We start from the raw sequence: 14923 nt of genomic DNA, 5'->3' as shown, positions 1-14923 counted from the left end.
TAGTCAAATCAAAAAAAGTTATATTTGCATGTCCTCGTTAACTATTTTTATTTCACGATATATTTTGAGCCAATTTTCATGACAAAATTCCGGGTAATTGTTTTCTTGCTTCTTCCTTTTTTTTCAGGATTATTAAAGGCACAACCAGTAGAACCTTATATATCTTTTTTACCTAAAGGAAGTGATTTATCCATTTTAGTTCAATCTGTAGGAAGTAATCCTAAGACATTAGCAAAATATAAAAGTGAGCTTTTTAAACAACCAGCAAGTACTCAAAAAGTGATCACCGCTTTAGCCGCTGAACTGGAACTAGGCAGTGATTTCCGATTTATAACGCGCATACAAACTAACGGTTCAATAAGGAATAAATGGTTAAATGGTGATCTTATTATTCAATTAAGCGGCGATCCTACTTTTACTGGTGATCGATTAAAAAGCATGATTGCAACACTGCGTCAAAAAGGTATCGAAAAAATTTCAGGAAATGTGATTTTGGATACTTCAATATTTACAAGTCATGATAAAGCAGAGGGGTGGTCGTGGAATAATTTAACAGCTTGTTACAATGCTCCACCATCCGCAGCGATTATTGATGATAATTGTTTCTATACAATATTGACGCCAGGTAAAATAGGGGAGAAAGCCTCCATTTCTAAGTCATCAAATATTCCTGTTATGGTGACAGGAGATGTGAAAACTATCGCAAAAAATAGTAACGATTTTAATGATAAGTATTGTGAATTAGATGTTAGCTATTCAGATAAAAATCGTTATCATTTATCAGGATGTATTTCTGCAAGTTTGGATAAAATGCCGTTAAAATTTGCGGTAATTGATGGTGTAGAATATTTTTCTACGATTTTAAAAAATCAGCTCAAACAGCAAAAACTAACTTATACAGGCTTACTTTTAGAACGTAATCATAAAACTAATACTCAGTTGACTTTATTAGCTTCTAGCCAATCAGCACCGCTTTCTGAACTGTTAGCTGTGATGCTTAAAAAATCAAATAATTTATATGCAGACGCCATTTTTAGAACTTTAGGAGCTCACTATTATAATGTTCCGGGTACATGGCGTAATGGTGGTGATGCTATTAAGCAAATTTTGCGCAAAAAAGCAGGTATTAATCTTGAGAACTTAGTTATTGCTGATGGTTCTGGATTATCACGATTAAACTTGATGAGCGCTGACAAATTAATGGAAATTTTACAATACATTGCCGCCCATAATACACAATTAAGGATTATTGAAATGTTACCAATTGCTGGAGTTGATGGTACGTTGCAAAATCGTAAGAGTTTTAATCAAGTACCTTTTAAAGAAACAATACGAGCCAAAACAGGTTATATTCAAGGATGCTATAATTTAGCTGGATTTATCCAAAAGTTTGATGGTAGATATTTGGCTTTTGTGCAGTTAATATCGGGTTACTACGCCGATAGACAAGATGAGCCCAAAAATAGTGCAATTATGCGATTTGAATCAGAATTTTATAAAAATTTCATTAATTAATAAGCTAAAAGACACATAAGTTTACATGAAAATGAAATATGTGTCCTGATTTATTGCCAGTAAAATGTATTAAATTAAATATTATTTCCTAAGAATCCACCGCTTTGATGTTTCCAAAGTTGTGCGTATAATCCATTTTTCTTAAGTAATTCTTGGTGTGTTCCTTGCTCTATGATTTTACCATGATCAAGTACAACCAACCTATCCATTGCTGCAATAGTTGATAACCGGTGAGCAATAGCTATAACGGTTTTTCCTTCCATTAAAGAGTATAGGCTTTCTTGAATAGCTTGCTCTATTTCAGAATCCAGAGCACTTGTTGCTTCGTCTAATAATAAAATAGGGGCATTTTTAAGAATGACGCGAGCAATTGCAATACGCTGTCTTTGTCCGCCAGATAATTTTATACCTCGCTCACCAACAAATGCGTCATATCCAGTTCGACCTCTTGTATCAACAAGCGTTTGAATAAAGTTATCAGCATGTGCCTTTTGGGCTGCTTCAATCATTTGTTCTTCGGTCGCTTGATTGTTACCATAGAGCAAGTTTTCTCGTACTGTTCGATGCAATAATGAAGTATCTTGTGTCACCATACCTATTTGAGCTCGCAGGCTTTCTTGACTAACAGTGGTAATATCTTGACCATCAATAACAATTTTGCCACTTTGTAAATCGTAAAAGCGAAGTAATAAATTGATAAGTGTTGATTTACCTGCCCCAGAACGACCAACTAATCCGATTTTTTCACCTGACTTAATTGTTAAATCTAAATTTTCAATGACTGAATGATGCTGCTTTTTGTCATATGTGAAATGAATATGTTTAAATTCGATTTTTCCTTGAGTAACATTAAGCGATGTCGCATTGGGTTGATCAACAACCGTTTTAGTTGCAGAAAATGTATTAATACCATCTTTAACAACCCCAATATTTTCAAATAGTGCGGTCATTTCCCACATGATCCAATGTGAAAAACCATTTAAACGAAGTGCAACAGCCGTTGTTGTTGCAATTGCGCCTACACCAATTAGTTGATCCGTCCATAACCATAGTGCAACGCCTGTGGTGCTTAGTACTAATGAAATAGATAATAAGTGATTAACAATTTCAAAACTGCTCACTAAGCGCATTTGTTTATTAACCGTAACTAAAAACTCATCCATTGATTCTTGAGCATATTTTGCCTCATTGCCTGCATGAGAAAATAGTTTTACTGTCATAATATTAGTATAGGCATCGGTTACTCGTCCTGTCATTGTAGAACGAGCATCAGCCTGCATACTAGCGACTTTACTTAAGCGAGGAATAAAATAATACATGGCAATACCATAAATTAGACACCAGCTCATAAATGGAATTAATAACCAAAGATCTAATTTTCCGATGATTGTTGCCATAGTAATAAATGAAATTAGGACATAGATGAAAATATCCGCCACTAAAAAGCAAGTATCACGAACTGCTAGTGCCGTTTGCATGACTTTTGTTGATATTCTTCCTGCAAATTCATCTTGAAAAAAGCGCATGCTTTGATTGAGTACTAATCGATGTAGGTTCCAACGCATTCGCATTGGAAAATTCCCTGCTAGGCATTGGTGTTTAATAATCGTTTGTAGTCCAATAATAATTGTACTTGATAAGATGATTAAGGCTAACATTACTAATGTTGTTTTTTCTTGTTGCCAAAATTTGTTAGGTTCAACAATCGCAAGCCAATCAATAACTTTACCAAGGGCAGCATATAAAAAGGCTTCAAAAGCCCCACCTAATGCGCTAAGAATAATTAATAATAGTAGAAATAAACGAGTCCCTTTTGTTGATTGCCATATAAAACTAAAAAAGTTTTTAGCCATAGGTTGAGGTTCATCTTTGGGATAGGATGACACCAATTTTTCGAAGAATTGATACATATTTAGACCTAATTAATAATAAGGTTTTTTTTTGATTATATTGTCAATGATATAGAAAAATAGGATGAGTGCAAATAGCTATAAATTATTTTTACACTCAAATTTTATATGAAATTTAAATAAGCATTAATTGGTTATATACTTGTTATTGCTAAATTTATAAATATCAAAGAAGTTAGTGAGGAAATAAAATTTTTCATATTTCCCCATTCTTTGATTATATCTTGAAAGTCAATATATAGCTATTAAGGACATTAAAAAATATCTTTAATAATAAGTACAACTCGACCAACAATATGATATTTATGAAAGTCTATCTTGGATACTTCAATAGTAGAATGCTGGCTATTATTACAAATTAACAACCATCCATTGAGTGTTAAACGTATTTTTCTTAAAAAAGTAATATCATCATATTCAATTAGATAGATTGCGCCATCAACAATATCATTTATTTCAGTGTTAAGAATTAGTCCGTTATTGTTTTCAATTTCTGGCGACATTAAATCACCTTTGGCCCAATAAATGATTAATTTTTTAGCATCTAAACCTCGATGCTTGACCCAACCTTCAATAATAGGATAATTCATCACAGGAGGGGTTTCTCTAACAAAACGTTCTTTTTGTGCTTCTTCTTTTGTAGGTAACTGTTTTTTATAAACAGGAATACGATATATATTTTCATTATAGACATCTTCATCGTTTTTAGGATCTAAAACTTCTAATTTATGTCCAGTGGCAAGCCAATTAAAAGAAACATTACATTTTTCTGCAATGACTTCTAAACGTGTGAGTGATGGGTATGTTTTACCCGATAAATAATCCCTGATTACTGTTTCTGACATATCACATTTTTTAGCGAAGGCAGAAACAGATAAACCTTGCATTGAGCTGTATAATCTATCTTTGAAAGTCTTAACATTATTATTTTTGATTGAATTCATCTTTGACTCTTTATTTCTTGCATAAGTTTATTAATTATAGTGAATTTTTTTTAAATTTTGTATATCTATAAGTCGTGGAAAATCAAATAAATTTCTTTTAATTTTTGTTTTAGTGTCCTTTTTGATTTTATATTTGCGCATCTTTCCCTTCTGTTTCATTTTTTTTCGCGCTTTCTGCTGAGTTTTAAAAAATGATTGCTTTGTGTTTTTTCTGTTTGATTGCTTGTTTTTCTGTCAACTGTGTTTGTTTATTCTATTTATTAAGTTTTTTTTAAATTAAATTTGACATTAATCAATTATGTTTCAGGTATCGAATATTTGATTATCATTATGTTTTTATTGTATTTATTGTTTTTGTTTATATAATAACCCAATAAATAACCACAAACAAAAGCGTTGACTAAAGCGAAAAAAAATGGATAATAAGCGTTGTAAGGATTTTTCATTGTTTTCTTTCCTTATATTCCTTATATTTCATGTTGGCCCGTGTAGTTTTATACGGGTCTTTTTTTTATTGAACTATTCATGAAATCCCTCCAAAAGAGTATAATGAACATTTTAAAAGGAATTGTTTTAAAGCCTATCCTAAAATAGGGCGTTATATTTATTGAGAGGATTTGATTATGTCTTTTAGTATTCCACATCTTTTAGTGTTTCTTGTAGTGGTTATTTTATTATTTGGCACTAAAAAATTGCGTAATTTAGGTTCGGATCTCGGTACTGCATTAAAAGGTTTTAAAAAAGCGATGAGTGATGACGAAGTTGAATCAAAAAATGATAATAAATTAGATAATAAATAGTTGTACTTATTGATATGAATATTCAATTTGATGTGGCAATTGTGGGAGGGGGGTTAGTTGGTTTAGCAACTGCTTGCGCACTTAGCCAATATGCTCTAAACATTGCGATTATAGATTCTAAAATTCATCAGTCTGAATCCTTTCCTCATGCTGAAATTGGCATTAGAGCCTCTGCTATTAATGGTGCTAGCCAGCGATACTTTTCGCAAATTGGCATATGGGATGATTTATTCAATAGCAATAGAGTGCAGGAATTTACCGAAATAGGTGTATGGGAAAAAAATGGTCAAGCTCATTTATCAGCCCACGCTAAAGATTATAGCTATCCAAATCTAGGTTATATTATTGAAAATAATGTCATTTCTCATTATCTTTACCAATATGCTTTAAACTGTTCCAATATTAATATTTTTAGTTGCGAAGCCATTGATTGTACATTTAATGATGACTTTGCCTTTTTGACGCTTGCTGATAAAACTGTTTTACAATCTAAATTAATGATAGGTGCTGATGGTGCTCATTCTTGGGTGCGTAGATGCAAAAATATTTCTGTTTTTGAGCGCGATTATATTCATCATGCTGTTATTACCACTGTTGAAACCGAGTATCCACATCGATTTTGTGCTAGACAAGTGTTTTATCCTGATGGGATTATCGCTTTTCTTCCTCTTTGGGATGAATATAAAAGTTGCTTAGTTTGGTCGACTAAACCAGATAATGCAGAAACTTTAACTGCGCTTTGTGAATCTGAATTTTCAAATGAATTATTAGCATTAACGGGTGATAAGGTGGGCAAATGCAAATTAATTAATCCGCGCATGGTCTTTCCATTAAAAGCGCGTTTTGCAAAACAATTTGTTAAACATCGCTTAGTACTTATCGGTGATGCTGCACACACTATTCATCCTTTAGCTGGGCAAGGTGTGAATTTAGGTTTTCAAGACTCCGCTTTATTAGTTTCGACCATTAAACAATTAATTGATACACAAAAAGATATTGGACTTGTAAATAATTTAAAGTCATTTGAATTTAACCGTCGTAAAGATACGTTAGTTATGTTAACTGCCATGCGGACTATTCAAGATATGTTTAATGGTGATAATGTGCTGAAAAAGACATTAAGAACCATTGGTATGAATGCAATTAATCACAGTTCACTATTAAAAAAACAATTGATCAAATACGCTATGCATATTTGATCTAAGTTGACATTTTATTACTGTGATTTTTGTCAAAAAGTTTCTGATAGGAATGCGTTTTAGTATAAAAAAACCAGCAAATGATACCTAATATTGCCAAAGACGTGCTTGCAATGATTATTGCTATCCATCCGTAATGACTAAATAAATAGGTCGAACCCGCAGATCCTAGCATTCCGCCAATAAAATAACATACCATATAACCTGTATTCATTCGGCTGCGTGCTTCGGGCCTAATTTGATAAATGGCATTCATATTTGAGACGTGGGTCACTTGTACGGCAAAATCTAATAAAATCACGCCGATAATTAAGGTGTAAATTGAATATTGAGCTAACGAGAGCGGCAACCAAGATAACAGTAATAAGCATAACCCTATGGTGGTTGCAATAAAACCTTTTCCTTTGTCTGACAATTTTCCCACTATTGGAGATCCCATTGCACCAGCCGCACCAGCAAGTCCAAATAAACCAATAATAAAATCAGAATAGTGGTATGGAGCATTAGTTAACAAAAAGGCAAGCGGTGTCCATAATAGTGAAAATAGTGCAAATGATATAATAGCTAATAGTGAACGAATCCTAAGCGTTGGTTCTTGTTTATATAATGAAGCAATCGACCATAACAACTTAAAATAATTAATGTTAATATCGCTATGGTAACTAGGTAGAGAAATCCAGAGTAATAGCGTCACAATGGTCATGATACCTGTTGCAATCCAATACACGTCATGCCAATCAGCAATTGTTGAAATGGCGCCAGCAAAGGTTCTACCTAATAAAATACCCAGTAACATACCACTCATTAACGTGCCTACAATTTTACCACGATGCTCTGGTTTTGATAGCGTGGCAGCAAAAGGAATTAAAACTTGAGCCACCGTTGAAAATAGCCCTGTCATAGCCGTGCCTATTATAAGCATCCCTATATTTTGAGATAATGCGCTTACCATAAGTCCACAAGTGGATAATATCATTAAAATAATAATCAGCCTTTTACGCTCCAATTTATCGCCAAGTGGAGCGATAAAAAGTAAGCCAACAGCATAACTAAATTGGGCTGCCATAATGATTGATCCTGCATTTTCTACTTTTATATGTAGATCATGTGTAATCGAGTGTAATAGCGGCTGAGCATAATAATTGCTGGCAATAGTAATACCAATAGCAAATGCCATTAAAAAGACTAAGTAGCTAGATAAATTTTGATGTGGTTTGCTTTGCATAACTGAATATCGTTAAAAATAATCGGTAATTATATACGAAAAATAACCTAGATACTGATAAAGAAGCGTTAGTAAGTCGTTTGTTTTAATAAGTTATAAATAGGCGTTGCTAGTCCTATTTTGGCATTGTCGGATTTAAGGTTATACCAATAGCCACAAGATCCATCCAAATAGTTTTTATATTTAGTGATAACACAATGAATAGGAATAATATCTAAGTGAAAATGGCTAAATGTATGGCGAAAGGCAATGAGTTGCTTTGGTTTGGTTGTTTCAATTCCGTATTTTTTTAACCAGTCAGTTAACGCTTGTTTACTTGAAAACTGAGGTAAACAATATAGCCCTCCCCAAATGCCAGACGCAGGTCTTTTTTCAAGCCAAATAGTTTGGTTATATTCAAGCATTAAAAAATAGGCTATTTTTTCAGGAATAGTATTTTTAGGTTTTTTGGTTGGATATTGTTGCCAACTTTCAGTTTTATAGGCAAGGCAATGATTATTTAAAGGGCATAAAGCGCACTTAGGTTTAGAGCGAGTACAAACCATTGCTCCAATATCCATCATGGCTTGATTAAATTTTGCAACATCATTTTTTGGTGTAACTTGCTCACTCAATTGCCAGAGCCTATTTTCAACAGTTTTAATACCAGGCCAGCCTTCAACTGCAAAATATCGGGTTAAAACACGTTTTACATTGCCATCTAAAATGGGATAATGCTGATTTTGTGAAAGTGATAAAATTGCCCCAGCAGTTGAACGTCCTACGCCAGGTAGTGCCATGACATCGTCAAATTGTGTTGGGAATTTACCATTAAACTTTTCAGCAATCATTTGGGCTGCTTTATGTAAGTTACGTGCTCTTGCATAATAGCCAAGACCAGTCCAAAGATGCAATACATCATTTATTGAAGCTTTTGCTAGGTCAGTTACCTTGGGAAATTGTTCAATAAAACGGTTAAAGTAAGGGATAACAGTTGCAACTTGAGTTTGTTGCAACATGACTTCTGATAACCAAACATGATAAGGGCTTTTTTCGATTTGCCAAGGTAGCGATTTTCTACCGTACTGTTCATACCAGTTAAGTACCGCTTGTGAAAAATGTTGTATTGTTATAGTCATTACATTACCGCAACAATTGAATCACTTGGATAGCATCCGAGCACCTTAGTATATAGCGTCATTGATGCTAGTTCTTTGAGTGCTGTTTGCATTTCATAAGAATGGATGTTGCCTTGCAAATCAATATAAAACATTTCTTCCCATGGTGTACCATGAATTGGACGCGACTCAAGTTTAGTCATGACGATATTCTGATTGCGTAATACTAATAGGGCATCCACTAAAGCACCTGCTTGTTGACCTGTCTTCATTAAAATTGTGGTTTTAGCTGGAATTTGATCCGAAACATCGATCGGCTGGCGTGCCAGTACAATAAAACGCGTAATATTTTCTTTTTGATTAGCAAAGTTATGTTCAAGGACTTGCAGTCCATATAATTCTCCCCCATCTTTATTGCCCATTGCTGCAACATTAGGTTGATTCAATTTAACAACAGCTTCCATTGCTGATGAAGTACTGTCGCAATATACAATTTTCCAATGAGAGTAATTTTCTAGGAAGTTGCTACATTGTTGGAATGGCTGTGGATGGCTATAAATAGTATTAATTTGCTCAAGTTGCGAATTTGGTATAGCAAGAACGCAATGATCGATAGGTAAAGAAAGTTCTCCGATAATGTGCAAATTGGTTTTTTGCAATAAATCGTAAACCTCGTTAATAGAACCAGAGCTAGAATTTTCTATTGGTAAAATGCCATAATCTACAGCTCCATTTTCTACTTGTGTAAAAATATCTTTAAAGGTTGAACAGCCCAATTCAATCATTTCATCTAAGTGAGTGCTAGCATAGCGGCGAGCAGCAGAATGTGAATAAGACCCTTTGGGACCTAAAAAGGCAACTTTGGCAGTGACAATGGTGCCGTGATTAAGTTTTTCTTGTAAGATTTTTTGTTGTAATAGTACAGAATCTTCGATAACTAATTGATATAAGCGTTTAATGAATACTTCATCAAGATGATAGTTTTTGCCTTGATTGATTAAAGTTTTTATCAGTGAACGCTCACGCTCCATATCGCGCACCGGAATGTTTGCATCAATTTTAGTATGAATGACTTGTGTTGAGAGTCTGCGACGTTCAGCAATAAGTTCTAACAACTTTTTATCTAGCTCATTAATCTTATCTCGTAAAGGTAATAAAGGGTTTGCAGTCATTTTTATTAGATATTTAAAAAAAGATGGCTTGTATTATAACAAGCCAAAAAATAAAGGCACCATCAAAGTATCTTTTTATTAAATCTAGATAATAGATTAATTAGATTTCTTCTTTTAATACTGCGTCTTTTATGCTGTTAGTCGCACGACGAGCTTCGTCTTTATGTTGCAGTTTATTGAGTTGTTTTTCAAGTTTATCAATAAGATCATTAATAGCCGCATACATATCAATATGTTTAGCAGAGGCAACTAATGGCGTTCCTTTGGTGGCAATTGTTGCATCAACAATAAATCCATCTGGTTCTTTGGATAAAATAAAATGAGGGTTGATTAGCTGTGCCCTCCATTTATCTAACTTTGAAAACTTATCCTCTAGATAGCTACGAATTGCAGGAGTAATATCCATTTGTTTACTGGTAATACTTAAAGCCATAGTTGACCTCCGCTTTTTTATCGATAAATCTAACATTTTTAAATGTTGTTATTACTACATTGGCAAATTATTTTATTCTCGTCAATAAGATATTTATTTTATTATTGATCACATTTTCGTGAATTTAATTTAAAAATAGATTCTATTAATTAGCTATTGCATAACAGTGGGGATGAAACTGATTTTACTATATACTGTATCAATAAATATTTAGTTTATTCTACGTTATAAGATATTTTCAATGAATGAGGATAATGTGAGTTATTTAGATAATGTAAAAATTGTTTTGGTTGAAACATCTCATACAGGTAATATGGGATCTGCTGCAAGAGCAATGAAAACTATGGGATTAACGAATCTTTGTTTAGTTAATCCAGTCATCAAGCCTGATTCTCAATCGATTTCATTAGCGGCAGGTGCGAGTGATATTATTAAAAATGCGCAAATTTTTTCGTCACTTGAACACGCCATTGCTGATTGTACTTTAGTAATTGGCACTAGTGCCCGCTCTCGTAGTTTGCAATGGCCACACTTAACCCCAAAAACATGTGGTGATAAGATTATTCAAGAAGCAACTAATACCTATGCCAAAGTTGCTTTGGTGTTTGGGCGTGAACGTGTTGGTTTAACGAATGAAGAATTGCAAAAGTGCCATTATCATGTTGGCATTCCTGCTAATCCTGATTATAGTTCTTTAAACCTTGCCATGTCGGTGCAAGTTTTGTGTTATGAAATTCGTATGTCAATGTTAAATATTGAAAATAACATATCAGAGCAAAAAAATGCGAATCTGTCCGAAACTGAATTTCCTATTGATGCAGATATAGAGCGTTTTTACCAACATTTAGAACAGACTTTGTTAAAAACAGGCTTTATTAATGCCAATCACCCTGGGCAAATTATGGGGCGTTTGCGACGATTGTTTACTCGCGCACGTATTGAACAACAGGAACTGAATATTTTACGTGGTATTTTAACTTCGATTGATAAAACGTTACGATGATCACAAATAGAAACACCCACAGAATTGTGGGTGTTATTTTTCTAATTGACACTGCTTAGTGTGTTATTTTATTTATTCATCAAAATTTTTATTTTGAGAATATTAATTTTTTTTGCGCCATGTTGTTCCATTCGCACCATCTTCAAGCACAATATTCATTGCATTTAATTTGTCGCGAGCTTCGTCGGCCTGTGCCCAATTTTTACTTACTCTAGCTTCGTTGCGTTGTTTTATTAATGCCTCAACTAATGCAACATCAACATCATCTCGCTGATCACCTTGTAAAAATTTAATGGGATCTTGTTCTAATAATCCTAGTACAGCGGATAAATAACGCAATTCAGCAGCTAATTCATTAGCAAGGGACATATTATTATCAGCTTTGGCTTTATTAATTTCACGAGCTAAATCAAAAAGAGTTGAATAAGCTTCTGGCGTATTAAAGTCATCATCCATTGCATCACAAAATTGGCGATAATAATTGCTGTCAGGCGTTACTACGTGTGGATAAGTTGGATCAGTGTCTCGTAGGGCTGTATAGAGTCTCTCTAGTGCTATTCTCGCTTGTTTTAAATTTTCTTCGCTATAATTGAGTTGGCTACGATAATGACCTGATAGTAAAAAGTAACGCACTGTTTCGGCATCATAATGTTTTAATACATCGCGAATTGTGAAAAAATTATTGAGTGATTTTGACATTTTTTCTTGGTCTATCATAACCATGCCGGAATGCATCCAATAATTGACATATTGACCATCATGCGCACAGGTTGATTGGGCAATTTCATTTTCATGATGTGGAAACATTAAATCAGAACCACCACCATGAATATCGAAGTGATTACCTAACTGATAACTATTCATCGCCGAACATTCAATGTGCCAACCTGGGCGACCTTTACCCCATGGCGAATCCCAACTTGGTTCATTCGGTTTTGACATTTTCCATAACACAAAATCCATTGGATTACGTTTAACATCAACTACATCAACACGCGCACCAGCGTGTAGCTGTTCTAAATTTTGTCTCGATAAAATACCATAATTTGGATCACTGTCTACTGAAAACATCACATCGCCATTATCGGCAATATAGGCATGATTTTTGGCAATTAATTCTTCCACTAATTGGATGATTTGTGGCATGTGATGAGTAGCACGTGGTTCTATATCAGGTCGTTTTATATTAAGTGCATCAAAATCTGCATACATTTCTTGGAGCATTCGATCGGTAAGTTGAACACAACTTTCACCATTTTCGAGTGAACGTTTGATGATCTTGTCATCAACATCAGTAATATTACGCACATAAGTTAAATCATAACCTAAAAAACGTAAATAACGTGTGATAACATCAAATGCAACAAAAGTACGCCCGTGACCAATATGGCAAAGGTCGTAAATGGTAACTCCACATACGTATAACCCAACTTTATTAGGGGTAATAGGATGAAATGTTTCTTTCTCGCGGGTTAATGTGTTGAATATTTTTAACATTATAATCTACAGGTTAAAATTGATGGATTTTGTTAAATAATATAACAAAAATCTGGATATGACGAAATTACTTATTACTAACTTTGAACTAAAAAAGGTGATATATCTAAGAGTATAATAATCAAAAAATAGTTAAATTGGCGGGAGAAACCCGCCAATTTAATAAAAAAATAATTTATTTTTTTATATGGCGATAGATATAAATGAGTATAATCGAACCAAGAACTGAAATTAACAAACTAGGGAAGTTAAATCCTGTCACACTACCCCAACCAAAGAAGGTGCTAATATAGCCACCCACTAAAGCTCCTGCAATGCCTAATAAAATAGTTTTAATGACACCTACACTTCCTAGTGGCATAAAAAACTTGGCAATCCAGCCGGCAATCAATCCTAGAATTATCCAACTTATAATACCCATGATAATTTCCCCTTGTTATTGAAATTAATTTTAGTTTACTTAAATTAATTAAAAAATCTAACAGAAGTTGATGTTCAATGTAATAGTTTTAATCGATTAATTAAGATTAATAAAAGATATTCAAAATATATTAATAATTATTATAATAGTAGATAAATGATTTAGTCTAAAGATTAATTTTATGAATACAATCGGTAAAAGGTAAATGATAGTTTATTTTACAGTTTTTTCTTATATTAACATATGTTCAAGTGAATAAGGGAGTTCTGATCTCCCTTTTTAATATTATTGTTCAAAAATGGTTTTATGTAGAATTTTAATAATTGATTCTGCATCATTGCTTTTTGCTAATAGGCAAAGATTATGAGTACTTGCCCCATAACAGCAAAGTCTAATAATAAAATCATCTAATACACCAAACACTTCATTGGCGATACCTTTAGTTGAAGTTAGGTTATTACCAATAATAGCAATTAGCGCTAAATCTTCCTCAATATCAACATGGCAAACAGTTGATAGTTCATCAAATAATTCTCTTGTCAATAAACTGTTACCGTTGGTGTTAGTACCTGTTGTATCGATGGTTAATGCGATACTGACTTCTGATGTTGTGACTAAATCAACCGAAATATTATGTTTGGCTAATATCGTAAACACATTTGCAAGAAAGCCTTGCGCATGCAGCATATTTAAACTGGTCAGCGTTAGCAATGTTTGTTTGCGGCGTAATGCTAAAGCTCTGAATACTGGTAATTTAGATGTAATGCTGTTAGTGCTGTAAACGATTGTTCCCCCATCTTGGGGCGCTTTACTTGAACCAACAAAAACAGGAATATTACTTCGTACAGCTGGGACTAGTGTTGCTGGGTGTAGTACCTTCGCGCCAAACGTTGCCATTTCGGTTGCCTCAGCAAAAGATATTTCATCAATGCGTTTAGCCGCAGGGGTAATGCGCGGATCGTTAGTATAAATCCCTGCAACATCAGTCCAAATGTCAATTTGAGTGGCATTCAATGCTTCACCTAATAAAGCGGCTGTATAGTCGCTTCCCCCACGCCCCAAAGTAGTGGTTTTGCCCGAACTTTCACAACCAATAAATCCTTGCGTGACAATGATGCAACTATTATTTAGTGATTTTAAATGGGCACAACACAGCTGTTTAATATCTTCAATTTTAGGTGTTGCTTTACCAAAGTTATTATCGGTGCGCATAACTTTCCGTATATCAAACCACATGGCATTTTTTTGTTTTTCTTTTAATAACTCGACAAACAGTTTTGAAGACATAATTTCGCCGTAACTAACAAGCTCATCAGTTAATGCTGGTGATGTTGCTAAACTTGCGGCTTCAGACAAAGAGGCTATATTAGCAATGATTTTGTCAATTTCAGTTCGTAGTTCGGGATTTTCAGGTAATTGTTCTAAGATGTTGTATTGGATTGATTGGATTTTGGCAATATGTTGAGTTCGAACATCGGCATCACGTCCTTCTGCTAATGCGACTAGTAAATTTGTTACGCCAGCAGATGCCGATAGTACCACAACTTTTACGTTAGGATTAGCTATTACAATATTGGCACTATTTACCATTGAAGGATAATCGGCAACACTAGTACCACCAAATTTAGCAATTACAAATGATGTTTCCATAAATTCCTCATATTAAAAATTTTTTATTTTTAACAGAGTTAGAGCGGGTGTGTCCTA

Annotated in this window: 13 protein-coding genes; 4 read left to right on the top strand and 9 right to left on the bottom strand. The window is 33.8% G+C overall.

What is annotated here, in order from left to right; genetic code table 11:
• Positions 1-78 precede the first annotated feature (78 nt).
• Positions 79-1515, top strand: a complete 1437-nt coding sequence (gene dacB / locus A9G22_RS10220) for a serine-type D-Ala-D-Ala carboxypeptidase (protein WP_075508829.1) — start codon at positions 79-81, stop codon at positions 1513-1515.
• Between the two features lie 74 nt (positions 1516-1589).
• Here the strand turns inward: dacB and A9G22_RS10215 are convergent, their stop codons facing one another.
• Together A9G22_RS10215 and A9G22_RS10210 are read right to left on the bottom strand one after the other, a co-directional pair.
• Positions 1590-3425 (bottom strand): ABC transporter ATP-binding protein, encoded by a 1836-nt coding sequence (locus A9G22_RS10215; RefSeq protein ID WP_065586887.1) that lies wholly within the window; start codon positions 3423-3425, stop codon positions 1590-1592.
• Between the two features lie 254 nt (positions 3426-3679).
• A complete protein-coding gene (locus A9G22_RS10210) occupies positions 3680-4369 on the bottom strand; it encodes a LexA family transcriptional regulator (protein WP_065586886.1) in 690 nt (229 codons plus the stop codon).
• Positions 4370-4989: 620 nt separating this feature from the next.
• Between A9G22_RS10210 and tatA the strand changes: the two genes are divergently transcribed.
• The gene (gene tatA / locus A9G22_RS11170) at positions 4990-5169 is read left to right on the top strand and encodes a Sec-independent protein translocase subunit TatA (protein WP_218058810.1); all 180 of its coding nucleotides are present in this window, start codon (positions 4990-4992) and stop codon (positions 5167-5169) included.
• A gap of 14 nt (positions 5170-5183) precedes the next feature.
• The gene (locus A9G22_RS10205) at positions 5184-6368 is read left to right on the top strand and encodes an FAD-dependent monooxygenase (protein WP_075508828.1); all 1185 of its coding nucleotides are present in this window, start codon (positions 5184-5186) and stop codon (positions 6366-6368) included.
• Between the two features lies 1 nt (position 6369).
• Here A9G22_RS10205 and A9G22_RS10200 read toward each other — a convergent pair whose 3' ends face one another.
• The 4 genes from A9G22_RS10200 to raiA all read right to left on the bottom strand — a co-directional run bounded on the left by A9G22_RS10200 (position 6370) and on the right by raiA (position 10295).
• Positions 6370-7593, bottom strand: coding sequence for an MFS transporter (locus A9G22_RS10200; RefSeq protein ID WP_075508827.1), 1224 nt, complete (start codon positions 7591-7593; stop codon positions 6370-6372).
• A gap of 68 nt (positions 7594-7661) precedes the next feature.
• Complete coding sequence (mutY, locus tag A9G22_RS10195) at positions 7662-8711, bottom strand: A/G-specific adenine glycosylase (protein ID WP_065586883.1); 1050 nt, start codon at positions 8709-8711, stop codon at positions 7662-7664.
• Positions 8711-9862: a bifunctional chorismate mutase/prephenate dehydratase gene (gene pheA, locus A9G22_RS10190; RefSeq protein ID WP_065586882.1), complete on the bottom strand. Its 1152-nt coding sequence runs from the start codon at positions 9860-9862 to the stop codon at positions 8711-8713. The genes mutY and pheA overlap by 1 nt, the downstream gene beginning before the upstream one ends.
• Before the next feature lie 100 nt (positions 9863-9962).
• On the bottom strand, positions 9963-10295 hold the full coding sequence (gene raiA / locus A9G22_RS10185) for a ribosome-associated translation inhibitor RaiA (protein WP_065586881.1): 333 nt from the start codon (positions 10293-10295) through the stop codon (positions 9963-9965).
• A 241-nt stretch (positions 10296-10536) separates the two neighbouring features.
• Here raiA and trmJ point away from each other — a divergent pair, with 241 nt between their 5' ends.
• Positions 10537-11298 (top strand): tRNA (cytosine(32)/uridine(32)-2'-O)-methyltransferase TrmJ, encoded by a 762-nt coding sequence (trmJ, locus tag A9G22_RS10180; protein ID WP_065586880.1) that lies wholly within the window; start codon positions 10537-10539, stop codon positions 11296-11298.
• Positions 11299-11400: 102 nt separating this feature from the next.
• Here trmJ and cysS read toward each other — a convergent pair whose 3' ends face one another.
• The 3 genes from cysS to lysC form a co-directional block, all read right to left on the bottom strand.
• Entirely contained in the window at positions 11401-12795 is a 1395-nt protein-coding gene (cysS, locus tag A9G22_RS10175; protein ID WP_065586879.1) for a cysteine--tRNA ligase, read from the bottom strand.
• A gap of 175 nt (positions 12796-12970) precedes the next feature.
• Positions 12971-13216 carry a GlsB/YeaQ/YmgE family stress response membrane protein gene (locus tag A9G22_RS10170; RefSeq protein WP_065586878.1) on the bottom strand — a complete coding sequence of 82 codons (246 nt, stop codon included), beginning with the start codon at positions 13214-13216 and terminating at the stop codon, positions 12971-12973.
• A 285-nt stretch (positions 13217-13501) separates the two neighbouring features.
• A complete protein-coding gene (lysC, locus tag A9G22_RS10165) occupies positions 13502-14866 on the bottom strand; it encodes a lysine-sensitive aspartokinase 3 (RefSeq protein ID WP_065586877.1) in 1365 nt (454 codons plus the stop codon).
• Between the last annotated feature and the right edge of the window lie 57 nt (positions 14867-14923).

It is taken from the genome of Gilliamella sp. App2-1, from assembly GCF_001690255.1.
In the GTDB taxonomy this organism is placed as follows: Bacteria; Pseudomonadota; Gammaproteobacteria; order Enterobacterales; family Orbaceae; genus Gilliamella; species Gilliamella apicola_G.
This window is presented reverse-complemented; position numbering and strand designations above follow the sequence as displayed.